General features: G+C 65.9%; 22 protein-coding genes. 8 read left to right on the plus strand and 14 right to left on the minus strand.

Annotation, left to right across the window (positions count from 1 at the left end; translation table 11 throughout):
• Positions 1-33: 33 nt before the first annotated feature.
• The 10 genes from U858_RS0110420 to fdxA form a co-directional block, all read right to left on the minus strand.
• On the minus strand, positions 34-1,017 hold the full coding sequence (locus U858_RS0110420) for a branched-chain amino acid ABC transporter permease (protein WP_025137098.1): 984 nt from the start codon (positions 1,015-1,017) through the stop codon (positions 34-36).
• Positions 1,014-1,901 (minus strand): branched-chain amino acid ABC transporter permease, encoded by an 888-nt coding sequence (locus U858_RS0110425; RefSeq protein ID WP_025137099.1) that lies wholly within the window; start codon positions 1,899-1,901, stop codon positions 1,014-1,016. Before U858_RS0110425 ends, U858_RS0110420 begins: the two co-directional genes overlap by 4 nt.
• A 98-nt stretch (positions 1,902-1,999) precedes the next feature.
• Positions 2,000-3,214, minus strand: a complete 1,215-nt coding sequence (locus U858_RS0110430) for an ABC transporter substrate-binding protein (RefSeq protein ID WP_025137100.1) — start codon at positions 3,212-3,214, stop codon at positions 2,000-2,002.
• Between the two features lie 76 nt (positions 3,215-3,290).
• Complete coding sequence (locus U858_RS0110435) at positions 3,291-4,001, minus strand: ABC transporter ATP-binding protein (protein WP_025137101.1); 711 nt, start codon at positions 3,999-4,001, stop codon at positions 3,291-3,293.
• The gene (locus tag U858_RS0110440) at positions 3,998-4,771 is read right to left on the minus strand and encodes an ABC transporter ATP-binding protein (RefSeq protein ID WP_025137102.1); all 774 of its coding nucleotides are present in this window, start codon (positions 4,769-4,771) and stop codon (positions 3,998-4,000) included. The genes U858_RS0110435 and U858_RS0110440 overlap by 4 nt, the downstream gene beginning before the upstream one ends.
• 365 nt (positions 4,772-5,136) lie before the next feature.
• Positions 5,137-5,772 (minus strand): endonuclease III, encoded by a 636-nt coding sequence (nth, locus tag U858_RS0110445; protein WP_025137103.1) that lies wholly within the window; start codon positions 5,770-5,772, stop codon positions 5,137-5,139.
• Positions 5,769-6,410 carry an electron transport complex subunit RsxB gene (gene rsxB / locus U858_RS0110450; protein ID WP_025137104.1) on the minus strand — a complete coding sequence of 214 codons (642 nt, stop codon included), beginning with the start codon at positions 6,408-6,410 and terminating at the stop codon, positions 5,769-5,771. The genes nth and rsxB overlap by 4 nt, the downstream gene beginning before the upstream one ends.
• A gap of 91 nt (positions 6,411-6,501) precedes the next feature.
• Positions 6,502-7,728 (minus strand): polyhydroxyalkanoate depolymerase, encoded by a 1,227-nt coding sequence (locus U858_RS0110455; RefSeq protein WP_025137105.1) that lies wholly within the window; start codon positions 7,726-7,728, stop codon positions 6,502-6,504.
• 224 nt (positions 7,729-7,952) lie between these two features.
• Positions 7,953-8,753 carry a ferredoxin--NADP reductase gene (locus tag U858_RS0110460; protein WP_025137106.1) on the minus strand — a complete coding sequence of 267 codons (801 nt, stop codon included), beginning with the start codon at positions 8,751-8,753 and terminating at the stop codon, positions 7,953-7,955.
• A 46-nt stretch (positions 8,754-8,799) separates the two neighbouring features.
• Positions 8,800-9,123, minus strand: coding sequence for a ferredoxin FdxA (gene fdxA, locus U858_RS0110465; protein ID WP_006218015.1), 324 nt, complete (start codon positions 9,121-9,123; stop codon positions 8,800-8,802).
• A 155-nt stretch (positions 9,124-9,278) separates the two neighbouring features.
• On the opposite strand from fdxA, the gene pncB reads away from it, so the two are divergent.
• Positions 9,279-10,454 (plus strand): nicotinate phosphoribosyltransferase, encoded by a 1,176-nt coding sequence (gene pncB, locus U858_RS0110470; protein ID WP_025137107.1) that lies wholly within the window; start codon positions 9,279-9,281, stop codon positions 10,452-10,454.
• Between the two features lie 69 nt (positions 10,455-10,523).
• Positions 10,524-10,877 (plus strand): RidA family protein, encoded by a 354-nt coding sequence (locus U858_RS0110475; RefSeq protein ID WP_025137108.1) that lies wholly within the window; start codon positions 10,524-10,526, stop codon positions 10,875-10,877.
• 123 nt (positions 10,878-11,000) lie between these two features.
• Here U858_RS0110475 and U858_RS0110480 read toward each other — a convergent pair whose 3' ends face one another.
• Both U858_RS0110480 and U858_RS0110485 read right to left on the minus strand, forming a co-directional pair.
• Positions 11,001-11,510, minus strand: a complete 510-nt coding sequence (locus U858_RS0110480; RefSeq protein ID WP_025137109.1) for an NAD(P)H-dependent oxidoreductase — start codon at positions 11,508-11,510, stop codon at positions 11,001-11,003.
• Positions 11,507-12,340, minus strand: coding sequence for a zinc-dependent peptidase (locus U858_RS0110485; RefSeq protein WP_025137110.1), 834 nt, complete (start codon positions 12,338-12,340; stop codon positions 11,507-11,509). The genes U858_RS0110480 and U858_RS0110485 overlap by 4 nt, the downstream gene beginning before the upstream one ends.
• A gap of 107 nt (positions 12,341-12,447) precedes the next feature.
• Here U858_RS0110485 and U858_RS0110490 point away from each other — a divergent pair, with 107 nt between their 5' ends.
• The gene (locus U858_RS0110490; RefSeq protein WP_025137111.1) at positions 12,448-14,769 is read left to right on the plus strand and encodes a bifunctional (p)ppGpp synthetase/guanosine-3',5'-bis(diphosphate) 3'-pyrophosphohydrolase; all 2,322 of its coding nucleotides are present in this window, start codon (positions 12,448-12,450) and stop codon (positions 14,767-14,769) included.
• A gap of 82 nt (positions 14,770-14,851) precedes the next feature.
• Here U858_RS0110490 and U858_RS0110495 read toward each other — a convergent pair whose 3' ends face one another.
• Positions 14,852-16,165, minus strand: a complete 1,314-nt coding sequence (locus U858_RS0110495; RefSeq protein WP_025137112.1) for an MFS transporter — start codon at positions 16,163-16,165, stop codon at positions 14,852-14,854.
• A 122-nt stretch (positions 16,166-16,287) separates the two neighbouring features.
• On the opposite strand from U858_RS0110495, the gene argE reads away from it, so the two are divergent.
• The 5 genes from argE (at position 16,288) to U858_RS0110520 (ending at position 21,372) form a co-directional block, all read left to right on the plus strand.
• Positions 16,288-17,439 (plus strand): acetylornithine deacetylase, encoded by a 1,152-nt coding sequence (argE, locus tag U858_RS0110500; RefSeq protein WP_025137113.1) that lies wholly within the window; start codon positions 16,288-16,290, stop codon positions 17,437-17,439.
• A gap of 116 nt (positions 17,440-17,555) precedes the next feature.
• Positions 17,556-18,755 carry a tryptophan synthase subunit beta gene (trpB, locus tag U858_RS0110505; protein WP_025137114.1) on the plus strand — a complete coding sequence of 400 codons (1,200 nt, stop codon included), beginning with the start codon at positions 17,556-17,558 and terminating at the stop codon, positions 18,753-18,755.
• A 1-nt stretch (position 18,756) separates the two neighbouring features.
• Positions 18,757-19,623, plus strand: a complete 867-nt coding sequence (gene trpA, locus U858_RS0110510) for a tryptophan synthase subunit alpha (RefSeq protein WP_025137115.1) — start codon at positions 18,757-18,759, stop codon at positions 19,621-19,623.
• A 37-nt stretch (positions 19,624-19,660) separates the two neighbouring features.
• Complete coding sequence (gene accD / locus U858_RS0110515) at positions 19,661-20,539, plus strand: acetyl-CoA carboxylase, carboxyltransferase subunit beta (protein WP_025137116.1); 879 nt, start codon at positions 19,661-19,663, stop codon at positions 20,537-20,539.
• Between the two features lie 284 nt (positions 20,540-20,823).
• Complete coding sequence (locus U858_RS0110520) at positions 20,824-21,372, plus strand: acyloxyacyl hydrolase (protein WP_025137117.1); 549 nt, start codon at positions 20,824-20,826, stop codon at positions 21,370-21,372.
• Positions 21,373-21,571: 199 nt separating this feature from the next.
• On the opposite strand, the gene U858_RS0110525 is transcribed toward U858_RS0110520, so the two are convergent.
• A complete protein-coding gene (locus U858_RS0110525) occupies positions 21,572-24,673 on the minus strand; it encodes an Rne/Rng family ribonuclease (RefSeq protein WP_025137118.1) in 3,102 nt (1,033 codons plus the stop codon).
• Positions 24,674-24,678: the final 5 nt, after the last annotated feature.

Here is a 24,678-nt window from a genome sequence, read left to right on the forward strand (position 1 = left end):
CAAGCGGCCCCGTGGGTCTGGCTGTGTGGCGCGTCAGGCGCGGGCGGCGCGCCGCTTTTCGATGAAGGCGCCGATCTCGCCGACGATGCCGCGGCGGAACGCCAGCACGCAGATGACGAAGATCAGGCCGATCACGATGGTGACGGATTCGCCCAGGCGCAGGAACCAGTCCACGCCGGTCAGATTGGCCATGAACTGGCCGAAGTCGCCCACCTTGTTTTCCAGCAGCACCACGATGAAGGCGCCCAGGATCGGCCCGGTCAGCGTGCCCAGGCCGCCGATCAGGGTCATCAGGATGACCAGGCCGGACATCTGCCACGTCGCATCCGACAGAGTGGCGGACACGAACACCAGCGTCTTGGTGGCGCCGGCCAGGCCCGCGATGGCGGCCGACAGCACGAAGGCCAGCAGCTTGAAGCGGTCCACGTCATAGCCCAGCGAAACCGCACGCGGCTCGTTCTCGCGCAGCGCCTGCAGCACCTGGCCGAACGGCGAGTGCACCGTGCGCCAGATGATGAAGTAGCCGATGATGAACACGCCCATCACCAGGTAGTACAGGTTCAGGTCCTTGGACAGGTCGATGATCCCCAGCAGGGTGCCGCGCGGCACGCTCTGCAGGCCGTCTTCGCCGCCCGTGAACTTGGCCTGCAGGAAGAAGAAGAACACCATCTGCGCCAGCGCCAGCGTGATCATCGCGAAGTAGATCCCGCTGCGGCGGATGGCCAGGGCGCCCATCGCCAGGCCCAGCAACGCGGCCACCGCCACGCCGAACAGCAGGCCGATCTCGGTGGGCACGCCCCAGACCTTGAGCGCGTGGCCGGCGGCATAGGCGGCGCTGCCCAGGAAGGCGGCGTGGCCGAAAGACAGCAGCCCCGTGAAGCCCAGCAGCAGGTTGAAGGCGCAGGCGAACAGGGCATAGCACATGATCTTCATGGCGAAGATCGGATACACCCCGACGAAAGGAAGAATGGCCACCACGACGGCCAGGACCGCATAGCCCAGGAATTGACGGTTCATTTCTCTTTTCCGAACAGCCCGGCCGGGCGGATCAACAGAACAATGGCCATGATGATGAACACGACCGTGCTGGATGCTTCAGGCCAGAACACTTTGGTCAGGCCTTCGACCACGCCCAGGCCCAGCCCGGTGACGATGGCGCCCATGATGGACCCCATGCCGCCGATCACGACCACTGCGAATACGACAATGATGAGGTTCGACCCCATCAACGGGGAAATCTGCAGCACCGGCGCAGCCAGCACGCCCGCAAAGCCCGCCAGCGCCACGCCGAAGCCGTAGGTCAGCGTGATCATGCGCGGCACGTTCACGCCGAAGGCCTCGACCAGCCGCGGATTCTCGGTGCCGGCGCGCAACAGGGCGCCCAGGCGGGTGCGTTCGATCACGAACCAGGTCGCCAGGCAGACCACCACCGACGCCACCACGACCCAGCCGCGGTAGTTGGGCAACACCATGAAGCCCAGGTTGGTGGCGCCGCGCAGCGCGTCAGGCGTGGGGTAGGGCTGGCCCGATACGCCGTAGAAACTGCGGAACAGTCCCTCGATCAGCAGCGTCAGTCCGAAGGTCAGCAGCAGGCCGTACAGGTGATCCAGCTTGTACAGGTGCTTGAGCAGCAACTTTTCTATCAGGATGCCGAACAGCCCGACGACCAGCGGCGCCAGGATCAGCATGACCCAGTAGTTCAACCCCAGGTACGACAGCCCCATCCAGGCCAGGAAGGCGCCCAGCATATAGAGCGCACCGTGCGCGAAGTTGATGACGTTCAGCAGTCCGAAGATAACGGCCAGGCCGAGCGACAGCATGGCATAGAAGGAACCATTGACCAGGCCCAGCAGCAGCTGTCCGAACAAGGCCTGTATGGGGATGCCGAAAATATCAGTCATCTTGTGAAAATCCTGCGCGTACGGGGGTAAGCGGGCAAATTCAAGATGCGATCCGGCCGGGTGGGTCGGATCGCATCATGGGGTCACGTGGGTGGGATTTACTTCTTGACCAGCTTGCAGGTCGACTCGGACAGCTTGGTGTAGACCTCGTCGCCCGGCAGCGTGGCGACCACCTTGTAGTAGTCCCACGGGCCCTTCGATTCGGCCGGCGTCTTGACCTGCATCAGGTACATGTCGTGAATCATGCGGCCGTCTTCGCGCACGTAGCCGCCCTGGGTGAAGAAGTCGTTGATCTTGTTGGACTTCATCCACTTCATCAGGGTGTCGGCGTCATCGGTGCCGGTGGCCTTCACACCGTTCAGGTAGAACGTGACCGACGAGTAGTCGCCTGCCTGCAGCATGGACGGCTTGCGGCCGACCTTGGCTTCGAACTTCTTGGCCCAGGCGCGCGAGGCGTCGGATTGGTCCCAGTACCAGCCGTCGGTCAGGTACATGCCCTTCGTGGCTTCCAGGCCCAGCGAGTGGATGTCGTTGATGAACACCAGCAGGCCGGCCATCTTCATCGTCTTGGTCACGCCGAATTCATTGGCGGCCTTGATGGCATTGATGGTGTCGCCGCCCGCGTTGGCCAGGCCCAGGATCTGCGCCTTGGACGCTTGCGCCTGCAACAGGAACGACGAGAAGTCGGAGGCGCCCAGCGGTGCGCGCACCTGGCCCTTGACCTCGCCGCCGGCGGCTTTCACCACGGCCATCGTGTCGCGTTCCAGCGCGTGGCCGAAGGCGTAGTCGGCCGTCAGGAAGAACCAGCTCTTGCCGCCGTCCTTCACCACTGCCGAACCGGTGCCGCGCGCCAGCGCCACGGTGTCGTAGGCGTAGTGCACGGTGTAGGGCGAACACTGGGCGTTGGTCAGGTCGGACGCGCCCGCGCCGATGGCGATGAAGGGCTTTTTCTTCTCGGCCGCCACGGCAGCCATCGCCAGGCTGGTCGCGGAGTTCGTGCCGGCGATGATCACGTCGACCTTCTGCTGGTCGAACCATTCGCGCGCACGGGCCGAGGCCACGTCGGCCTTGTTCTGGTGGTCTGCCGACAGCACTTCGATCTTCTTGCCGTTGACCGAGCCGCCGAAATCCTCGATGGCCATGCGGATGGCGTCCAGGCCGGCCTTGCCGTCGATGTCGGAATACACGCCCGACATGTCGGTGATGAAGCCGATGCGGATGACATCGTCGGAGATGCCTTGCGCCGCGGCGGGTGCCGCGGCAAATCCCAGGCCCGCCATGGCCAGTGCAGCAGTGATGGTGTGCAGCTTCATGGGATGACTCCTCTTCCCTTCGGTGTGTGTGCCGGGATGCCCGGCGGGTGACACAGGTTATTTAGGGCAATGCCCTTCAGACGCCCAACAGTTCGTTGAGCGTGTCCTGTTTTTCTGAAAGTTCCGACGCCTCGAAATGCTCGACGATCTGGCCATGCTCCATGACATAGAAGCGATCGGCCAGCGGCGCCGCGAAGCGGAAATTCTGCTCGACCATGACGATGGTGTAGCCGCGCTGCTTGAGCGCGGTGATCATGCGGGCCAGCGCCTGGACGATGACGGGGGCCAGGCCCTCCGAGATCTCGTCCAGCAGCAAGAGGTTGGCGCCGGTGCGCAGGATGCGCGCCACCGCCAGCATCTGTTGTTCGCCGCCCGACAGGCGCGTGCCGGGCGAGTGCCGGCGTTCCTGCAGGTTGGGGAACATGTCGTAGATTTCGGCCAGCGACATGCCGCCGCCCAGCGACCCCACGACAGGGGGCAGCAGCAGGTTTTCTTCGCAGGACAGGCTGGCGAAGATGCCGCGTTCTTCAGGGCAATAGCCCACGCCCAGGTGGGCGATCTTGTAGGTGGGCAGGTCGATGGCTTCGGTGCCGTGGATGCGCACCGAGCCCTTGCGGGAGCCGGTCAGGCCCAGGATGGCGCGCAGCGTGGTGGTGCGGCCGGCGCCGTTGCGGCCCAGCAGCGTCACGACCTCGCCCTGCGCCACTCGCATATCCACGCCGTGCAGGATATGCGATTCCCCGTACCAGGCCTGCAGGCCCGAGATTTCCAGTGCCGGGGTGCTCATGCATGCGCTCCTTGGAGTTCACCGTCGGTGGTGCCCATGTAGGCCTGCATCACGGCCGGATGGCGCGAGACTTCGGCATAGGAACCTTCGGCCAGCACGGCGCCGCGCGCCAGCACGGTAATGGTATTGGCGATGGACGACACGACATTCATGTTGTGTTCGACCATCAGGATGGTGCGGCCGGCGCTGACGCGCTTGATCAGCTGCGTGACGCGGTCGACGTCTTCGTGGCCCATGCCCTGCGTGGGTTCGTCCAGCAGCATCAGCTCGGGTTCCATCGCCAGCGTGGTGGCGATTTCGAGCGCGCGCTTGCGGCCATACGGCAGGTTCACGGTGGTCTCGTTGGCAAACGCCCCCAGGTCGACTTGCTCGAGCAGTTCGCGCGCCGGCTCGTTCAGGTCGGCCAGCCGCTTGTCGCTGCGCCAGAAGTGAAACGACACGCCGGTCTTGCGCTGCAACCCGATGCGCACGTTCTCAAGCACGGTCAGGTGCGGGAACACCGCGGAAATCTGGAACGAACGGATCACCCCGCGCCGTGCGATCTGCGCGGGGCGCTCGCCGGTGATGTCGATGCCGTTGAACTTGATGGTCCCCGAGGTGGGGGCAAGGAATTTGGTCAGCAGGTTGAAGCATGTGGTCTTGCCCGCGCCGTTCGGCCCGATCAAGGCATGAATCTCGCCTCGCTTGATACGCAAATCGACCCCATTGACCGCGACAAAACCGCGGAATTCCTTGGTGAGGCCTTTTGTCTCCAGGATCGTGTCGTCCATGTCCGCTGCACCGGCGTTGTATTTATATGTGGACTCTGCCCGGCGTTATGCGCAGGGCCCCCGCGGGGTTATGAAAACCGTGTATTCACGCAGTTTTCTACAAGAGTTGCCGGCGAGTATGCGCACCTCCGGATCAAAATTCCATGAGGGTTTGTCATAGGTTTTGCAGTGCGGAAAGGTGAATTGTCGGGTGGCGGACAATTGCCGAATCCATTGGGCGAAAACCCTATATGCGGACGCAATGCATTGCAGCAAATTCGCATTGATCGTCATCAATCCGTCATCACCACGCGCATCGGGGAAAACCCGGTTTTGCACGGTGCGCGGCGCCGGTCCATATTGCCCGGCGTTTGATGAATACCGGATCAGGCCGGTGTTTTATCTTTGAATTCGCACAGGTCGGAAATACCGCATTGCGGGCATTTCGGTTTGCGCGCCACGCACACGTAGCGGCCTTGCAGGATCAGCCAGTGATGGGCGTCCTGCATATATTCGCGGGGCACGAATTTCTCGAGCTTCAGTTCGACTTCCAGCACGTTCTTGCCGGGGGCGATGCCGGTGCGGTTCGACACCCGGAAAATGTGCGTATCCACCGCCATGGTGGGTTGGCCGAACGCGGTGTTGAGCACCACGTTGGCTGTCTTGCGGCCCACGCCCGGCAGGGCCTCGAGCGCCTCGCGCGTCTGCGGCACTTCACCGCCGTGCAGCTCGATCAGGAGACGGCACGTCGCGATTGCGTTCTTGGCCTTGGTGCGGAACAGGCCGATCGTCTTGATGTAGTCCGACAGGCCTTCCTCGCCCAGCGCCAGCAAGGCTTGCGGCGTGCCGTAGCGCGGGAAGAACTTGCGCGTGGCGATGTTCACCGACTTGTCGGTGGCCTGGGCCGACAGCAGCACCGCGATCAGCAGCTGGAACGGTGTTTCGTATTCCAGTTCGGTGGTCGGATGCGGATTGGCCGCCTGCAGGCGGGCGAAAATCTCTCGGCGTTTGGCGGCGTTCATGGGCGCGGGGTGTTGCGGCGGGCCCGGGCGCGGGCCAGGGCGGATTCAATGGCGGCGCGCTTGCGGTCGTCATCCTGGGCGGCGTCGGCCGCCGCGGCAGGGGCCGGCGCGCTGGCGGGTTCCGGGGCCATCAGGCGCGCGTTGTCGGCGGCCAGGCGCTCGATGCGCGCCTGGTGATGGCGATGGCGCTGACGGCCGGCCGCGGCGTCTTCGGCCGTCCAGGCACGGCCCGCGGGCACCATCTGGATGCAATCGACCGGACAGGGCGCCACGCACAGATCGCAGCCGGTGCACCAGTCCGCCAGCACGGTATGCATGTGCTTGTTGGCGCCGACGATGGCATCGACCGGACAGGCCTGGATGCACAGCGTACAGCCGATGCAATGCGCTTCGTCGATGCGGGCGACGAGCAGCGGCCCCGGCTCGCCGCGGGTCAGGTCCAGCGGCAGCAGCGGCGTATCCAGCAGGCTGGCCAACGCGGCAATGCCTTCGTCGCCGCCCGGCGGGCAGCGGTTGATGGGGGCTGCGCCCTCGGCGATGGCATCGGCATAGGGCCGGCAGCCGTCATACCCGCACTTGGTGCATTGCGTCTGGGGCAGCAAGGCATCGATGCGGTCGGCTAGTGAGCGACAGGACATGGCGGGCGATGAAAAGAAGAGAGGGCCGCTCGGGCAATGAAAAGAAAAGGGGCCGCTCGGGCCCCCGGGGGAAAGCGGCGCGCAGAGGCGGTCAGGCCGACTGCCGGATGAATTCCGCGATTTTAGGACAGATCATTTCGCGCCACCGGCGGCCCGAGAAGATGCCGTAGTGGCCGCAGTTGGGGGCGGTGTAGTGCGACTTGCGCTCGGCCGGGATGTTCTTGCACAGCTTGATGGCCGCGCGGGTCTGGCCCTGGCCGGAAATGTCGTCCAGTTCGCCTTCGATGGTGAACAGCGCGACCTGCTTGATGTCGGCCGGACGCACCAGCTGGCCGTCGACTTCCCAGGTGCCGCCGGGCAGCGCGAATTCCTGGAACACCATGCGGATCGTGTCCAGGTAGAACTCGGCCGGCATGTCCAGCACCGCGTTGTATTCGTCGTAGAAGCGGCGATGCGCCTCGGCGTCGTTGTCGTCGCCGCGCAGCAGGTCCAGGTAGAACTCGTAGTGCGACTTCATGTGGCGGTCGGGATTCATGGCCATGAACCCGGCGTGCTGCAGGAAGCCCGGGTAGACCTTGCGGCCCGACCCCGGGTAGCGCGGCGGCACCGGGTGGATGACCTGGTTCTCGAACCACGAATAGGGTTTGGTGGTGGCCAGGCGGTTCACTTGCGTGGGCGACTGGCGCGGGTCGATGGGGCCGCCCATCATGACCATGCTGCGCGGTTGGCAGGGGTCGTTGGCGGACGCCATCAGCGACACGGCGGCCAGCACCGGCACGGTGGGCTGGCAGACCGAGATCACGTGGACGTCGGGGCCCAGGTGCCGGATGAAATCCTGCACGTAGCGGACGTAGTCGTTCAGGTGGAACGGACCGGCCGACAGCGGCACCATGCGGGCGTCGATCCAGTCGGTCACGTAGATGTCGTGATTGGGCAGCAGGGCGCGCACGGTGTCGCGCAGCAGGGTGGCGTGGTGGCCCGACATGGGCGCCACCAGCAGCACCTTGGGGTCGCCCTGGGGCGTCTGGCGCACATCGCGGTGAAAGTGCACCAGCCGGCAGAAAGGCTTGTCGAGCACGACCGATTCGGTCACCCGGACGGACTTGCCGTTGATCTCGGTGGCGGGCAGGTTCCAGGCAGGCTTCTGGTATTCCTTGCCGATGCGCGTCATCAGCTCGTAACCCGCGGCCATCTGGCGCGAGATCGGGGTGTAGGCGAGGGGACTGTAGGGACTGGAGAACAGCTGGGAACCGGCATCCGTGAAAGCAGCGAACGGAGTCAGGAAAGCGCGCTGCATTTCGTGCAATTGGTACAGCATTGGGGAAGTCCTTCTGGGTCGTGCGTGTGCCCCGATTATTGCGCCGGGGAGTAACGGTATTTCCAATTAATCTGACGAAAGCGTCCGAAAATCGGCTTTTGTGTTGCAAAAATGCGACCCGTCATCCCTTGCGCACCAGTTTAGGGCGGAACCCGGTGGCGGCAATTGCCCCAAAAGGGGGAAATCCGGCCTAGGCCGGACGCGCATCCGGACCGGGCAAGGGATCACCAGTAGTTTTCCACCGCCAGGTTGCCGGGGATGCCGCGACGGCCCGGCTTGAAGCCGCGTTCGCCCAGCAGCTTGCGGGCGTCGGTCAGCATGTCGGGGTTGCCGCACAGCATGATCTTGGCCTGCTCCGGGTCCAGCGGCACGCCCGCCAGCTGTTCCAGGCCGCCGTCGGCGATCAGGGTGGTCAGGCGTGCCTGCGGCATGCCGGGCAGGGCTTCGCGGGTGGCGATCGGCAGGTAGATCAGCTTTTGCGGGTCGGCGGCGAACCGCTCGGCCAGGGCCGGATCGCGGCGCCAGCCTTCGATTTCGTCGCGATACGCCAGCTCTGCCGCGGTGCGCACGCCGTGCACCAGGATGATGCGGCGATAGGCGCGCCAGACGGCCGGATCGCGCAGGATCGACAGGTAGGCCGACAGGCCGGTGCCAGAGGCCAGCAGCCAGAGGTCGCCGTCCGGCGCGAAGCGTTCCAGCGTCAAAAAGCCGTAGGGGGTTTTCTCGACGTACAGCGCGTCGCCTGGCTGCAGCCGCGCCATGCGCGGGCTGAACAGGCCGTCGGGCACCACGATGGAATAGAACTCCAGCCACGGCTGCTGCGGCGCCGACACCATCGAGTAGGCGCGCCACAGGGTGGGCGGGCCGTCGGGATCGTCAGCGCCGGGCAGACCGACCCGGGCGAACTGGCCCGGCTGGAACGTATACGCCTCGTCGCGCGTGACGCGCAGGGAGAACAGCTTGTCGGGCACCCAGGGGTGGACTTGGGTGACGGTCTGGCGCGTGTATTTGGAGTCGTCGGTCATCGGGGCATCACGCGTCGCGTGCCGGGGGCGGCCACGCGCTCGCGGATTATTTTTCCAGGTATTGCAGCTTGTCCTGCTTGCCGTTCCAGTCGTCGGCATCGGGCAGCGGCTTCTTGGCGCGGCTGATGCTGGCGAACTCGGGCGAGAGCTCGGCGTTCAGGGCGATGAAGTTCAGCTGGTCCTGCGGCACGTCTTCTTCGGCGTAGATCGCGTTGGCCGGGCATTCCGGGATGCAGACGGCGCAATCGATGCATTCGTCGGGGTCGATCACCAGGAAGTTCGGACCCTCACGAAAACAGTCCACCGGGCACACATCTACGCAATCGGTGTACTTGCACTTGATACAGTTTTCGGTGACGACGTGGGTCATTCAGGGACTCCGGGCAGGCGGCATTTGTGTTTTGTTGGGCCGATTTTACCCAATGCAGCGCCAAACCGCCGTGAATACCCGTGTTGACATCGTGGCACATTGGGGGAACAGGCCATCCCTTCGTGCTATGGTGTCGCGAAACGATACGCGCAATCATGATAATCACTTCGCTGCTCGACACCGATCTGTACAAATTCAGCATGATGCAAGTGGTGCTGCATCAGTTCCCCGCTGCTCAGGTCGAGTACCGTTACAAATGCCGCACGAAGGGCGCCAACCTGCGCCCCTACCTGGACGAAATCCGCGAAGAAGTGCACCAGCTGTGCCAGCTGCGCTTCACTGCCGACGAACTTAAATATCTGGGCGGCTTGCGCTTTATCAAAAGCGACTTCGTCGATTTCCTCGAGCTCTTCCACCTGCCCGAGCGCTGCATCCACATCACCGAAGGCGACGCGCCCGGCGAGATCAGCATCGAGGTCAAGGGCCCGTGGCTGCACACGATCCTGTTCGAGATCCCCGTGCTGGCGATCGTCAACGAAGTCTATTTCCGCAACACCCGCAAGCATCCGGACTGGGAAGAAGGCCGCAAGCGCCTGCAGTCCAAGATGCACCTGGTGCTGGACGATCCCGCGCTGGCCGATTTCCGCGTAGCCGAATACGGCACCCGCCGGCGCTTCTCCAAGGTCTGGCACGAGGAAATCGTGTCCACCATGAAGGCCCAGATGGGGCCGCACTTCGCCGGCACCAGCAACGTTCTCCTGGCCAAGCAGCATGAAGTGCTGCCGCTGGGCACCATGGGCCACGAATACCTGCAGGCCTGCCAGGCGCTGGGTCCGCGGCTGCGTGATTCGCAGGTCTTCGCCCTGGAAGTGTGGGCCAAGGAATACCGCGGCGACCTCGGCATTGCGCTGTCGGACGTCTACGGCATGGATGCCTTCCTGCGCGATTTCGACATGTATTTCTGCAAGCTGTTCGACGGCGCGCGCCACGATTCCGGCGATCCCTTCGTCTGGGGCGAAAGGCTGCTCGAACACTACCGCAAGAACCGCGTCGACCCGCGCGCCAAGACGCTGGTGTTCTCCGATTCTCTGACGTTCCCGCGCGCCATCGAACTGGCGCGCCAGTTCGCCGGCCGCTGCAAGGTGTCGTTCGGCATCGGCACCAACCTCACCAACGACCTGGGCCACGAACCCTTGCAGATCGTCATGAAGATGGTCCGCTGCAACGGCCAGCCCGTGGCCAAGGTGTCCGATGCGCCCGAAAAGACCATGTGCGACGATCCGGCCTACCTGGCCTATCTGCGCCAGGTCTTCCAGCTGCCGCCCGCCTGAGGCCGCGGCAGGGTAAAGTTCAGCATTCGCATTGTTCCAACCCGTCAACTCGTCACTAGGGGAATATTCATGAGCAGCATCAAGCGCTTCCACGTCGCCAAGCGCCTGTCGGACATGGCCGTTTACAACGGCGTCGCGTACCTGGCAGGCCAGGTGCCGGACGATGCCAAGCTGGACATCACCGGCCAGACCGAGCAAGTGCTCGCGACCATCGACCGCCTGCTGGCCGAAGCCGGCACCGACAAGACCAAGATCCTGATGGCCCAGATCTACGTGGCCAACATGAAGGAATTCGATGGCATGAACAAGGCCTGGGACGCCTGGGTTGCCGACGGCAACTCGCCCCCGCGCGCCACGGTCGAGGCCCGCCTCGCCAATCCCGACTTCAAGGTCGAGATCGTCGTGACCGCCGCCGTCGCTTAAAGACTGCGCGCGCCTCATGTCGAAAGCCCTCCGGCGCGCCGGAGGGCTTTTTCGTTTCTGCGCCGGATGCAGCGCGGGCCATGTCGCTGCCGTTCAACGACGCAACGGGCGCGCCGGCATGGGCTAGCCGGCGGTCAGCAGCAGGCCGGCCAGCAGGCCGCCGGCTTCCTCGCAGCGCGCCAGGTCGACGGGCGCCACGGTCTTGGGGGCCGCGATCTGCTGCGGCGTCTGCGCGCCCAGGTTGACGATCAGCGGCGGCGCCGCCGCGCGCAAGCGCCAGCCGGTGCAGATGCGCTCGACCTGGCGGGCGGCGCCCGAGCCGTCGCTGCCGGCGCTGATCAGGCAGGCGTACGGCCGGCCCGCGATGCGATCGAGCACGCCGTAGTAGCAGCGGTCGAAGCATTCCTTCATCTCGCCGCTCAGGCTGGCCAGGTTTTCGGGGGCGCAGAAGAGGAATCCGTCGCTGGCCAGTATCTCGTCCACCCCGGCGTCCCGCGCGGGGCGCAGGACCACGGCCAGCTCGTCCGGCTGCTCAAGCAGCGTGGCGGCTGCGGCGGCGCCACGGGCGGCGGCCTCGGCCATCTGCCGGGCCGCGCCGGTGCGCGAGTGCCAGACGATCAGCAGTTGCTTCACGGATAGCGCCTCAGGGTGTCCTGGCGGTAGTAGGCCTGCAGCAGGCCGAACCATTCGGGCAGGGCTTCGGACATGGGGTAGGGGTCAACGAAGAAGTGCTCGGAGCTGACCGCAAAGAATTCGGCTTCATCGGTCGCCGCATACGGGTCCAGCGGCAGTTGGCCGTACCAGGCGTCGGCCGCCTCGCTTTCGGGATCCACGTCGTGCGGAATGGCCGCTTCCACGGCGTCCACGGCGGCGATGAAACGGTCCAGGCTGTCGTCCAGGATGCGGCGCCAGTCGCGCGGCTTCAGGTCGCCGTGCGCCGCCAGCGACGGCATGCCGTCGGCAAAGCCCGATTGCAGGTCCAGCTTGTGCGCGAATTCGTGGATCACCACATTGAAGCCGCCTTCGGACAGCAGCGCGTCTTCCCAGGACAGCACCAGCGGACCGCCTTCCCAGGCTTCGCCGGCCGCGTCCTCGACGTACTCGTGCATCACGCCGTCTTCGTCCAGGCGCTTGCGCGGGATGCGGAACCCGGCGGGGTAGACGATGATCTCGTCCCAGCCTTCGTACAGCTTGGGCGTCAGGTTCAGGATCGGCAGGCTGGCCTGGGCGGCGATCGACAGGCGCATGAAGTCGGTCACTTCCAGCCCCTGCGCGCCGTTGATCGTCTTGCTGGCCAGCAGCCAGGCCGACCGCGCCAGCAACTGGGCGGTCTCGTCAGCGTCCAGCGCCGCCAGGAACGGATGGGTCTGCAGCACCTGCCGCCAGAGGTCGGGATCGATCCGGGCCTGCATTTCCGCCACCTCCGACGGGTTTGCTCCCCGGCCCTTGAGCCAGCGCAACATAAGCTTGGGTTCCTTCTATATATGTCCGGGCGTTGCCGGGGTTTCCGTACTTGTTTCCTAGTGTAGAGTGTCGGAATCTTCCATTCCCACCCCGCAATACGTCCGCGATGTCCGCCCCGCCTGTACTCGACGCGCCTTTGCCTTTCGACGCTTCCTGGCGACAGGAGGCGGGTTCGGGCCTCGACGCCGACGGCCTTGCGCTTATCGACCAGGCAGTGGCCTGGTCGGTTCCCCGCTTCGAGGGCCAACAGGCGCTGACCGGCGAGCCGCTGGCCTCGCATGGCGCCGGCGTCGTGCGGATCCTGGCGGGCCTGCATACCGATTCGGCCACCCGCGCCGCCGCCTTGCTGGCCGCCTTGCCCACGGACCTGACCGTGCCGGCGCCCGCCTTGCGCAACGATCCGGTCGCGGCCGCCTTCGGTGCCGAAGTGGCCCGGCTGGTGCAGGGCACGCGGGCCCTGTTGCGCCTGGGTGTGGTGGCGCGCCAGGCCAGCGACGCCGAAGCCGAAAGCGGCAGCCAGAAGGAAATGCAGCGCAAGATGCTGCTGGCCATGGCGGCCGACCTGCGCATCGTGCTGATGCGCCTGGCCTCCCGGCTGCAGACCTTGCGCTGGCACGCTGAAAGCAAGACGCCGTGCTCGATCGCGTTCGCCCGCGAAACCCTGGACCTGTACGCGCCCCTGGCCAACCGGCTGGGCATCTGGCAGATCAAATGGGAAATGGAAGACCTGGCCTTCCGCTTTCTCGAACCGGACAAGTACAAGCAGATCGCACGCCTGCTCGAAGAAAAACGGGTCGAGCGCGAGGCCTTCATTGCCGGCGCCATCGAACGGGTGCAGGCGGCGCTGGCCAGGCATGGCATCGAGGCCGAGGTCAGTGGCCGGCCCAAGCACATCTACAGCATCTGGAACAAGATGCGGGTCAAGCGGCTGGACTTCGCGCAGATGTACGACCTGCGCGCCCTGCGCATCATCGTGGAAGACGTGCGTGCCTGCTACACGGCGCTGGGCATGGTGCACGAGATGTGGACGCCCTTGTCCAACGAGTTCGATGACTACATCTCGCGGCCCAAGCCCAACGGCTACCGATCGCTGCATACCGTGGTGGCCGACGATGACGGCCGCCCGTTCGAAGTGCAGATCCGCACGCGCGAGATGCACCAGTTCGCCGAATACGGCATGGCCGCGCACTGGCGCTACAAAGAGGCCGGCGCCAAGGGCGGCCAGGTGGCCGCGTCCAGCGAATACGACCGGCAACTGGCCTGGATGCGTCAGCTGCTGGCCTGGAACAGCGATGTCGAATCCGGCGACGCGCCGGCCGCTGACGGCGCCGACGCGGCCAAGGCGGATGCCGCCAAACCGGAAGCGGGCAAGCCGGCATCGGGCCGGAGCGCAGGCGGCAAGGGCCGTCACGTGGCCGCCGAGCCCGCGCCTTCGGACGAACGCATCTACGTGCTGACGCCGCAGGCCCGCGTGATCGAACTGCCGGCCGGCGCCACGCCGGTCGACTTCGCCTATCACTTGCATACCGACCTGGGTCATCGCTGCCGCGGCGCCCGCGTCGACGGCCAGATGGTGCCGCTGCAGACGCGCCTGGCCACCGGCCAGACGGTCGAGATCATCTCGGCCAAGTCCGGCGGCCCGTCGCGTGACTGGCTCAATCCACAATTGGGTTTCCTGGCCAGTCCGCGGGCTCGCGCCAAGGTGCGCATGTGGTTCAACGCCATCGAACTGCAGCAACGCATCACCCAGGGCCAGGCGCTGGTCGAAAAGGAATTGCAGCGGCTGGGCAAGACCGCCGTCAACCTGGAACAGCTGGCGCAGAACCTGGGTTTCGCCCGGGCGGACGACCTGTACGTCGCCGCCGCCAAGGAAGAGTTCAGCCTGCGCCAGATCGACGCCGTGTTCCAGGCGCCGGCGCCGGCCGTCGAGCCGCAGCCGGCCGCCCTGCGCCACGCCAGCGCGGGCAGCGCCGAGAAAAGCGGCAAGAGCGGCGTGCTGGTGGTGGGCGTGGGCTCGTTGCTCACCCAGCTGGCACGTTGCTGCCGCCCCGCGCCGCCCGATGCCATTGCCGGCTTCGTCACCCGCGGCCGCGGCGTGTCGATCCACCGCAGCGATTGCCACAGCTACCTGGCGCTGGCCGCCCGCGAACCCGAACGGGTCATCGAAGTGGCCTGGGGCGAGACCCCGGCGGATACTTACTATCCTGTCGACATCAGCGTGCGCGCGCACGACCGCTCGGGCCTCTTGCGGGACCTGTCCGAAGTCTTTGCGCGCTTGCGGCTGAACGTGGTGGGTGTGAACACGCAAAGCCGGCAGTCGCTGGCCCACATGGTGTTCACGGTGGAAGTGCGCGGCGGCGAATCGCTGGCCCGTGCGCTCGATGCGCTGGCCGAGGTGCCGGGCGTGTCGTCGGCAGTGCGCCGCTAGCGGGGCGGAACCGGCCGGGCCGGTCGCCCGGGCCGGTCGCAGCGCCCCGCAACTCGCGGGTTGCGAAGCGCCCGCCGCCGTATCAGTGGTCCAGCCGCTCGTGCGCGCGGTCGCGCATGTAGAACGACGCCACCAGGCCCAATGCCACGCCGAACATCACGTAGTAGGCCGGGGCCATCGGCGAACCGGTGGTCTTGATCAGCCAGGTCACGATGAACTGTGCGAAGCCGCCGAAGATCATCACGGCCACGTTATAGGCCAGCGACAGGCCCACCGAACGCACCCGCGCCGGGAACAGCTCGGCCATCACCGTACTGAACACGCCGAAGAAGGCCGACACGAAGAAGCACACCACGATCTGCACCGTCAGCAGGCGGGCGATCGACGGGGCGTCCGACAGCCAGTAGTACAGCGGATACAGCACCACCAGGTAGCCGATCAGCGAACCGATCACGATCGGGCGGCGGCCGACGCGGTCGGACCAGGCGCCCATGAACGGCGTCAGCAGCACCATCAACGCGGCGCCGGCCATCTGCACCAGGAAGGTCTGGTTCAGCGGCAGCTTCAGGATCTGGGTCGAATAGGTCACCAGGTACGTGAAGGTGATGTAGATCGACACCGTTGCCGTCACCACCAGCCCCACGCCGATCAGCGTTTCGCGGGTGTGCGTGCGCACCATGTCCACCAGGCTCAGGCGCTGCACCTCGCCGCGTGCGGCGGCCTGGCGCTCTTCTTCCTTCATCTGCTTGAAGGCGTCGGTTTCGTCGATGTTGCGGCGGATATAGATGGCGATCGGCACAATCACCAGGCCGAAGGCGAACGGCAGGCGCCAGGCCCACGCGGCGATCTGTTCCTGGGTGAAGAACTCGGTGATCAGCGTGCCGCAGGCTGCGCCGATCAGCAGCGCCAGCATCTGGCCAGCCATCTGCCACGACCCATAGAAGCCGCGCTTGCCGTTGGGCGCCATCTCGATCAGCAGGGCGGTCGAGGTGCCGAATTCACCGCCGGCCGAAAAACCCTGCAGCAGCCGCGCGATCAGGATGAAGATCGGCGCCAGGATGCCTGCGGCGTGGTAAGTGGGTGCCACGGTGATCAGCGCAATGGACACCGCCATCAGCGAGGTCACCAGCACCATGGCCGCCTTGCGGCCCTTCTTGTCGCCGTACATGCCCAGGATGATGCCGCCGACCGGGCGCATGAAGAAGCCGACGCCGAAGATCGCCGTGGTCATCAGGATCGCGTTCAGCTCGCTGCCGGGCACGCTGGGATCCGTCGGGAAGAACAGCTTCGAGATGATCGGCGTCATGAACGCGAACACCAGGAAGTCATACCATTCGAGGGCGTTGCCGATGACTGCCGCCACGATATTGCGCGTGGGAACTGCTTTGTGCTGCACGGGTTCTCCTTGGGGGGCTTTTGCTTTGAAGGGCGACATTCTATGCCCAGGCCCGGGCCTGGCGCCGCGACGCCGGCGCGTCCTGGCTTTACACTCCTCTTTTTCCCCAAGAGAGTTGCTACATGAACGCGCGCACCTGGCTGGAGACGCTGGTCGGCTTTGACACCACCAGCCGCAATTCCAATCTTGCCCTCATCGAAACCGTCCGCGATTGGCTCAAGGGCCACGGCGTCGATGCGTGGCTGGCGCACAATCCCGAGCGTACCAAGGCCAATCTGTTCGCCACCCTGCCGGCGCAAGACGGCGGCCTGCAAGGCGGCATCGTCCTGTCGGGCCACACCGACGTGGTGCCCGTGGATGGCCAGGAGTGGGCCACCGATCCCTTCAAGCTGGTCGAGAAAGACGGCCTGCTCTATGGCCGCGGCAGTTGCGACATGAAGGGCTTCATCGCGGGTTCGCTGGCCCTGGTGCCGGAATTCCTGGCCATGCCGCGCAAGAAACCGATCCACCTGGCGTTCTCGTACGACGAAGAAGTCGGCTGCGCCGGCGCGCCCTACATGCTGGCCGACCTGCACGAGCGCGGCATCCGCCCCGAAGGCTGCGTGGTGGGCGAACCCACCGGCATGCAGGTGGTGGTGGCGCACAAGGGCATTAACCTGTTCCGCTGCAAGGTGCACGGCAAGGCGGCGCACTCGTCGCTGACCCCGCGCGGCTGCAATGCCATCGAATACGCCGCCCGCCTGATCTGCCGCATCCGCGACCTGGCCGACAGCTTCAAGGCCAACGGCCCGTACGACCAGTTCTACGACGTGCCGTTTTCCACCATGACGACCAACCAGATCCGTGGCGGCATCGCGGTCAACACCATTCCCGAGCTGTGCGAATTCACCTACGAATTCCGCAACCTGCCGGGCATGCAGCCAGATGAGATCCAGGCAGAAGTCGAAAAATACGTGCGCGATGAGCTCCTGCCGCGCATGAAGGCCGAATTCGACGGCGCCAGCATCGAGATCGAGACGGGCGCCGCTGCTCCCGCCCTGGAAGCCTCGGAAGAAGCCGCCATCACCCAGCTGGTGCGCGCCCTGACCGAAGACCGCGCCACCCGCAAGGTGGCCTATGGCACCGAGGCCGGCCTGTTCCAGGGCATCGGCATCCCCACGGTGGTCTGCGGCCCCGGCCACATCGAACAGGCCCACAAGCCCAACGAGTTCGTCGCGCTGGATCAGCTGGCGTCGTGCGAAACCTTCCTGCGCCGCCTGGGGCAGTCGCTCTGACGCGCCTGGGGGCGGCGGGGCGCACCCCCGCCGCCGCCCGCGTCAGGTAAAATGACGGGTTGCAAACCGGATTTGCGGCTGGCAGTGGTCTGCCGCGATACCGGGGGAGATGCTTGGTGAAACCTTACGACTTTCCGGATGCCCAGGGCCATTTCGGCCCTTATGGCGGTGTTTTCGTGGCGGAAACGCTGATGCACGCGCTCGACGAGCTGCGCGCGGCCTATGACCATTACCGTGTCGATCCCGCCTTCCTGGAAGAGTTCAACTACGAACTCAAGCATTTCGTGGGCCGTCCCAGCCCCGTCTACCATGCCCGCCGTTGGTCGGACCTGGTCGGCGGCGCACAGATCTGGTTCAAGCGCGAAGACCTGAACCACACCGGCGCGCACAAGGTCAACAACTGCATCGGCCAGGCCCTGCTGGCCAAGCGCATGGGCAAGCCCCGCGTCATCGCCGAAACCGGCGCCGGCCAGCACGGCGTGGCCTCGGCCACCGTGGCCGCCCGCTACGGCATGGAATGCGTGGTCTACATGGGCAGCGAAGACATCCGCCGCCAGGCCTCGAACGTCTACCGCATGAAGCTGTTGGGCGCCAAGGTCGTTCCGGTCACGTCCGGCTCGCGCACCCTGAAAGACGCGCTCAACGAAGCGATGCGCGACTGGGTCACCAACATCGAAAATACGTTCTACATCATCGGCACGGTGGCGGGTCCCGACCCCTATCCCCGCATGGTGCGCGACTTCCAGACCGTCATCGGCAACGAATGCCTGACGCAGATGCCCGAAGCCATCGGCCGCCAGCCCGACTACGTCGTGGCGGCGGTGGGCGGCGGCTCCAACGCCATGGGCATCTTCCACCCCTACATTCCCTACGAAAACGTGCGCCTGATCGGTGTCGAAGCGGCGGGCGAGGGCATGGACAGCGGCAAGCACGCCGCGTCGTTGGCGGCCGGCCAGGTCGGCGTGCTGCACGGCAACCGTACCTACGTCATGCAGGATGCCGACGGCCAGGTCCAGGAAACCCACTCGGTCTCGGCCGGGCTGGATTACCCCGGCGTCGGCCCCGAGCATGCCTGGCTGAAGGATTCCGGCCGCGCCGAATACGTCGGCATCACCGACGACGAAGCCCTGCAGGCTTTCCACGACTGCTGCCGCATCGAAGGCATCATGCCGGCGCTGGAATCTTCGCACGCCATCGCCCAGGCCGTGAAAATGGCCGCCACGCTGCCGCGCGACGCCGTCATCCTGGTCAACCTGTCGGGCCGTGGCGACAAAGACATGCATACCGTCGCCGAACGTGCCGGTATCGAGCTCTAACATGACGACAACTCGCTCTGATCGCATCGCCGCCGCCTTTGCGCGCACCGCCGAATCCGGCCGCGCCGCGGCGCTGATTCCCTACATCGCGGCAGGCGATCCGTCGCCGGCTGCCACCGTGCCGCTGATGCACGCGCTGGTCCAGGCCGGCGCCGACATCCTCGAACTGGGCGTGCCGTTCTCCGATCCCATGGCCGATGGCCCCGTGATCCAGCGCGCCGCCGATCGCGCCATCGCCCACGGCGTAGGCCTGGGCCGCGTGCTTGAACTGGTCGCCGACTTCCGCCAGCAAGATGCCGACACGCCCGTGGTGCTGATGGGCTACGCCAATCCCATCGAACGCATGGGCCAGGCCGAATTCGCCCGCCGCGCCGAAGCGGCCGGTGTCGACGGCGTCCTGGTGGTCGACTATCCGCCCGAGGAAATCGTCGAATTCGCCGAAACCCTCGGCCGCCACGGCATTGCCCCGATCTTCCTGCTGGCCCCCACCTCCACCGACAGCCGCATCCAGGCCGTCGCCAAGGTGGCCCGCGGCTACGTCTACTACGTCTCGCTCAAGGGCGTGACGGGCGCCGGCTCGCTCAACACCGACGATGTGGCTGAACGCGTGGCCGTCATCCGCCGCCACGTGCGCGACATTCCGGTGGGCGTGGGCTTCGGCATCCGCGATGCCGAAAGCGCGCAACGCGTGGCCGGCGTGGCCGACGCTGTCGTCATCGGAAGCAAACTGATTGAAACCATGGAGCAGGCGGTGGCGAACGTCCCCGCGGCCCAACAAACCGACGCCGCAGTCGCCGCCGCCGGCGGCTGGCTGCGCACCATCCGGCAAGCGCTGGATCAAGTAAAACGACAAAACGCGTCAGCCTGAGCGGCTTGGCGCGACCTCCTAACGGGATGAAAAATCAATGAGCTGGATCGAAAAACTCCTGCCTCCTCGCATCAACAAGACCAGCGACAGCGGCGCCCGCCGCGTGCCCGAAGGCCTGTGGGTGAAATGCCCGTCGTGCGAAACGGTGCTGTACAGCGAAGACCTGGCGGCCAACCTGCACGTCTGCCCCAAGTGCGATCACCACATGCGCATCGGGGCCCGTGCCCGTGTCGATTCGCTGCTCGATCTCGAAGGCCGGGTCGAAATCGGCCAGACCACGCGTTCGGTCGACACGCTGAAGTTCAAAGACACCCGCAAGTACCCCGAGCGCCTGCAGGAAGCCGTCAAGCAAACCGGTGAAACCGATGCGCTGGTGGTCGTCAGCGGCTCCATCCGTGGCGTGCCGGCCACGCTGGCCTGCTTTGAATTCGAATTCATGGGCGGATCCATGGGTTCTGTGGTGGGCGAGCGCTTCGCGCGCGGCGCCCAGGCGGCGCTGGACAACAAGACGCCCTTCATCTGCGTGGCCGCCTCGGGTGGCGCGCGCATGCAGGAAAGCCTGCTGTCGCTCATGCAGATGGCCAAGACCAACGCCATGCTGACGCGCCTGTCGGCCGCCGGCCTGCCGTTCATCAGCGTGCTGACCGACCCGACCATGGGCGGCGTATCGGCCAGCTTCGCCTTCATGGGCGACGTGGTCATCGCTGAACCCAAGGCGCTGATCGGTTTTGCCGGCCCGCGCGTGATCGAACAGACCGTGCGCGAAAAGCTGCCCGAAGGCTTCCAGCGCGCCGAGTTCCTGCTGCAAAAGGGCGCCATCGACATGGTGGTCGACCGTCGTCAGCTGCGCGAGGAAATTGCTCGCCTGCTGGCGCTGCTGAACAACCAGCCGGCCGACGTCGTCACCGCCGCCTGATCGTCCCGCCTTGGTCATCCACGCCTTGCCGGCCTGGATGACGTAGCGACAAAACGCCGCCCCCACACCCGTGTGCAGGCGGCGTTTTCATGAGCTTGTCAGCCAGGCCATGACACGCTGATTTCGCTTGTTCGGCGGAACAGTGTTTTCCATGTTGTTTGTTGCCATATTGCGACACATTGCGAGCCTTCTGGCCCGGTTTTTGCTATGTTGTGCAGTACCGGAAAAAAGCTCGTGAATATTACCGAGACACTTATTCCCAACAAAATACGGAGCAACACCCAATGCAGTCGACGAAGAAGAAAATGCTTACTCGCCTTGTCGGTTTGGCCCTGGCCGGCGTCGCCACTTTTGCCAGCGCGCAGTCGTCCGAAGGCACCCAGGGTGGGGTGAGCATGCACTATGGTGTTGGCGACCACTACCAGCGCTTCACGCTCAACTACGAAACCGCATCGGTCTGGACGTACCAATTCGGCGGCAACTGGGGCCGGCTCGACCTCACGCCCGAACTCGGCGCGTCGTACTGGTGGGCTGACGGCGGCCGTACGCCGGGCCACGTCTGGCAACTGAATGCCATCCCGATGTTCCGCTGGTGGACGGGCGAGCGCTTCTACCTCGAAGCCGGTATCGGCGCCACGGTCTTCTCCAGCACCCGTTTCGCCAACGAAAACATCAGCACGGCCTTCCAGTTCGGCGACCACATCGGCGCGGGTTTCCTGCTGACGCCGAACAACCGTATCGGCGTGCGCTACTCGCACTTCTCCAACGCCAGCATCAAGCGCCCGAACCCGGGCCTGGACATGGTCCAGCTGACGTACACGTACCAGTTCTGATCCCACACGGATCGGCTGGATCAAAACCCTCGGCGACGAGGGTTTTTTTTTGGCCCGCACTTTCACGGCGGCTATCGCCGTGGCGGGGCCTGGGCAGAGGCGCCGCCACGATGGCAACAGGGCAGGGCGCCGGCCATGAACCGCCAGCACAAAAAAAACCCCCATCGAGTGATGGGGGTTTTTGCTTGCGCGTTGCGGCTTAGTGGCGGGTTTCGACCTGAACCAGGGGTTCGTTCGACACCGTGGCCACCGGCTTGCGCTCGCGGCCCAGGCGGACCGGCGTGTGCGCGGCAGCGATGCGTACCTGCGTCTGAGCGTGGCGCTCGGGGTCGGTTTCCACCCATTGCAGGCCGGCGGCGTTCACCACGTCGTGCAGGGCTTGAGCCTTGGCCGAGGGCGCCGTTGCCGGCACCACGATGGGCTGGGCGCTGGCCGGGGCTGCCGGGGCGGCAGCCACGGGCGCTGCGACCGGCGCGGGCGTCTCGACGGCCGGGGCCGACGTGGTCACGGGTTCGGCCGGCGCCGTCACGACGGGGGGCACGACCGGTTCGGCGGCAGCAGCTTCCACCGGCGCCGCGACAGGCGCGGCCGGCTCGGAAACCTGGCTGGCGGGCTCGACGGCCACCGGCTGGGTGGTAACGGGCGCCGCGGTCTGCGCGGGCTGTTGAACCACGGGCTCGGCGACCGGCGCTGCCGGAGCAGCCACCGGAGCGGGGGCTTGTTCAGCCAGGGCTGGGGCCGAAGCCTCAACCGGGGGGGCTTCGACTTGCGTGGCCTGGGCTTGCGCCGGGGCGTGCTGGGTGTCGGCCTGGGGCGCTTGGGCCGGGGCGGCTGCGGGGGCCGTGGTCACGGCCTCGGCCTCGGCCGACTCGCCGGTGTCGTCGTCCGAACCGTCGTCCAGTTGCTCGTCGCTGCCTGCCACGCCGGATTCTTCCTGGCTGCGGCGGCCACGACGGCTGCGGCGGCGGCGGCGCTTGCGTTCCGGATCGGCGCCGGCTTCGGCGCCTTCGGCGGAAACCGGCACGCCATCGGCGGACTGCTCGGCGGCTTCGGCTTGCTCGGCCGTCACGTCGGCGGGCTGCTTGGTTTCAGGCAGGGCAGTGGCAACCGTCTGGGCCAGCGCGGCGACCATGCTTTCCTGTTCGCTCATCGGCGCATCGGACTGGCCTTCTTCGCGGCGGTTGCGGCCACGGCCGCGGCGGCGGTTGCGGCCGGCGCCGGCGTCATCGCCGTTGGCGTCCACGGCGACGTCCGGGCGGTTCGACGCTTGCGCGGTCTGTACGGCCTGGTCGCGTTCGGCGCGATCGCCACGCTCGTTGCGGTTGTTGCGTTCGCCACGTTCCTGGCGCTCGCCGCGTTCGCCTTCGGGGCGGCGGTTGCCACGGATGTGGTGGCGGCCGCCTTCGCTGCCCTCGGCGCCTTCGGTGCGGGCTTCGCCGCGGCGGTTGCGGTTACGGTCGGAACCATGGCGTTCGCCACGGCGTTCCTGGCCGTCGTGGCCGCTACGGCCCTTGCCGCCGCGCGACGACGAGGCGCGCTTGGCGCTCGTGTCTTCCTGGGCGGCGGGTGCCGTCTTGGCGGGTTCGGCGTTGCCGGTCAGCCAGCCGACCAGGCGCTTGAACAGGCCGCCAAGGCCGCCCGACTGGGCTTGGGCCGCCACGGGGGCGGGCGCCGGAGCGGGCGTCGACACGGGGGCGGGCTGCGAGGGCGTGATGCCCTTGACCAGCGCTTCGGGACGGGCCTTGACTTCGCTTTCGCGCGGCTGCCAGGGAGCGTCGGTGGCCGGGGCTTCGACCAGCTCGAAGCTGGTCTTCAGCTCTTCCAGGCGCGGATCGTCGTGGCGCAGGCGCTCGATGTGGTGGTGCGGGGTCTCGAGATGCTTGTTGGGGATCAGCATCAGGTTGACCTTCAGGCGGGCTTCCATCTTGGTGATGTCGGCGCGCTTTTCGTTCAGCAGGTAGGTTGCCACGTCGACCGGCACCTGGGCGTGGACCGCCGCGGTGTTTTCCTTCATGGCTTCTTCCTGCAGCAGGCGCAGGACGTGCAGCGCGCTGGACTCGGCGTCGCGGATCACGCCGGTGCCGTTGCAGCGCGGGCAGGTGATATGCGAGCCTTCGTTCAGGGCCGGACGCAGGCGCTGGCGCGACAGTTCCATCAGGCCGAAGCGCGAGATCTTGCCCATCTGGACGCGGGCGCGGTCGAAATGGAGAGCATCACGCAGGCGCTGTTCGACGGCGCGCTGGTTCTTGCTGTCTTCCATGTCGATGAAGTCGATGACGATCAGGCCGCCCAGGTCGCGCAAGCGCAGCTGGCGGGCCACTTCGTCGGCGGCTTCCGAGTTGGTCCGCAGGGCGGTTTCCTCGATGTCGGCGCCACGGGTCGAACGGGCCGAGTTGACGTCCACGGAAACCAGGGCTTCGGTGTGGTCGATGACGATGGCGCCGCCCGAGGGCAGCGTGACCGTGCGCGAATAGGCCGTTTCGATCTGGTGTTCGATCTGGAAGCGCGAGAACAGCGGGATATCGTCGCGGTAGCGCTTCACGCGCTGGACGTTGTCCGGCATCACGACGCTCATGAACGCGGTCGCCTGGTCGGCGATTTCGTCCGTGTCGATCAGGATTTCGCCGATTTCAGGCGAGAAGTAGTCGCGGATGGCCCGGATGACCAGGCTGGATTCCAGGTAGATCAGGATGGGCGCGGAATTGTCGCGCGCGGCGCCGTCGATGGCCGTCCAGAGTTGCAACAGGTAGGACAAGTCCCACTGGAGCTCTTCGACGTTGCGGCCGATACCGGCGGTGCGGGCGATGATGCTCATGCCCTGGGGCAGATCGAGCTGCTCCATCGTGTCGCGCAGTTCCTGGCGATCTTCGCCCTCGACGCGGCGCGAAACGCCACCGCCACGGGGGTTGTTGGGCATCAGGACCAGGTAACGGCCGGCCAGCGAGATGAACGTGGTCAGGGCAGCGCCCTTGTTGCCGCGTTCTTCTTTTTCGACCTGGACGATCAGTTCCTGGCCTTCGCGCAGGGCGTCCTGGATGCGGGCGGTGCGGACGTCGACGCCTTCCTTGAAGAAGCTGCGGGCCACTTCCTTGAAAGGAAGAAAGCCGTGGCGGTCTTCGCCGTAGTTGACGAAGCACGCTTCAAGGCCGGGTTCGATCCGGGTGATGACACCTTTGTAGATGTTGCCTTTGCGTTGTTCGCGGCCGGCAGTCTCGATGTCGAGGTCGATGAGTTTTTGCCCATCGACGATAGCGACGCGTAATTCTTCCTGGTGCGTCGCATTGAACAGCATGCGCTTCATGAGAG

The organism is Achromobacter sp. DH1f (genome assembly GCF_000633435.1).
GTDB lineage: Bacteria > Pseudomonadota > Gammaproteobacteria > Burkholderiales > Burkholderiaceae_B > Achromobacter > Achromobacter deleyi.

Coding starts and splice junctions, on each gene's coding strand:
- U858_RS0110475 (WP_025137108.1), top strand. CDS start 10,524: ATGAGCAGCATCAAGCGCTTCCACGTCGCCAAGCGCCTGTCGGACATG.
- U858_RS0110525 (WP_025137118.1), bottom strand. CDS start 24,673: ATGAAGCGCATGCTGTTCAATGCGACGCACCAGGAAGAATTACGCGTC.
- U858_RS0110485 (WP_025137110.1), bottom strand. CDS start 12,340: ATGTTGCGCTGGCTCAAGGGCCGGGGAGCAAACCCGTCGGAGGTGGCG.
- U858_RS0110520 (WP_025137117.1), top strand. CDS start 20,824: ATGCAGTCGACGAAGAAGAAAATGCTTACTCGCCTTGTCGGTTTGGCC.
- fdxA (WP_006218015.1), bottom strand. CDS start 9,123: ATGACCCACGTCGTCACCGAAAACTGTATCAAGTGCAAGTACACCGAT.
- argE (WP_025137113.1), top strand. CDS start 16,288: ATGAACGCGCGCACCTGGCTGGAGACGCTGGTCGGCTTTGACACCACC.
- nth (WP_025137103.1), bottom strand. CDS start 5,772: ATGAACGCCGCCAAACGCCGAGAGATTTTCGCCCGCCTGCAGGCGGCC.
- U858_RS0110435 (WP_025137101.1), bottom strand. CDS start 4,001: ATGAGCACCCCGGCACTGGAAATCTCGGGCCTGCAGGCCTGGTACGGG.
- trpA (WP_025137115.1), top strand. CDS start 18,757: ATGACGACAACTCGCTCTGATCGCATCGCCGCCGCCTTTGCGCGCACC.
- U858_RS0110430 (WP_025137100.1), bottom strand. CDS start 3,214: ATGAAGCTGCACACCATCACTGCTGCACTGGCCATGGCGGGCCTGGGA.
- rsxB (WP_025137104.1), bottom strand. CDS start 6,410: ATGTCCTGTCGCTCACTAGCCGACCGCATCGATGCCTTGCTGCCCCAG.
- U858_RS0110440 (WP_025137102.1), bottom strand. CDS start 4,771: ATGGACGACACGATCCTGGAGACAAAAGGCCTCACCAAGGAATTCCGC.
- U858_RS0110490 (WP_025137111.1), top strand. CDS start 12,448: ATGTCCGCCCCGCCTGTACTCGACGCGCCTTTGCCTTTCGACGCTTCC.
- U858_RS0110460 (WP_025137106.1), bottom strand. CDS start 8,753: ATGACCGACGACTCCAAATACACGCGCCAGACCGTCACCCAAGTCCAC.
- U858_RS0110425 (WP_025137099.1), bottom strand. CDS start 1,901: ATGACTGATATTTTCGGCATCCCCATACAGGCCTTGTTCGGACAGCTG.
- U858_RS0110455 (WP_025137105.1), bottom strand. CDS start 7,728: ATGCTGTACCAATTGCACGAAATGCAGCGCGCTTTCCTGACTCCGTTC.
- U858_RS0110420 (WP_025137098.1), bottom strand. CDS start 1,017: ATGAACCGTCAATTCCTGGGCTATGCGGTCCTGGCCGTCGTGGTGGCC.
- accD (WP_025137116.1), top strand. CDS start 19,661: ATGAGCTGGATCGAAAAACTCCTGCCTCCTCGCATCAACAAGACCAGC.
- pncB (WP_025137107.1), top strand. CDS start 9,279: ATGATAATCACTTCGCTGCTCGACACCGATCTGTACAAATTCAGCATG.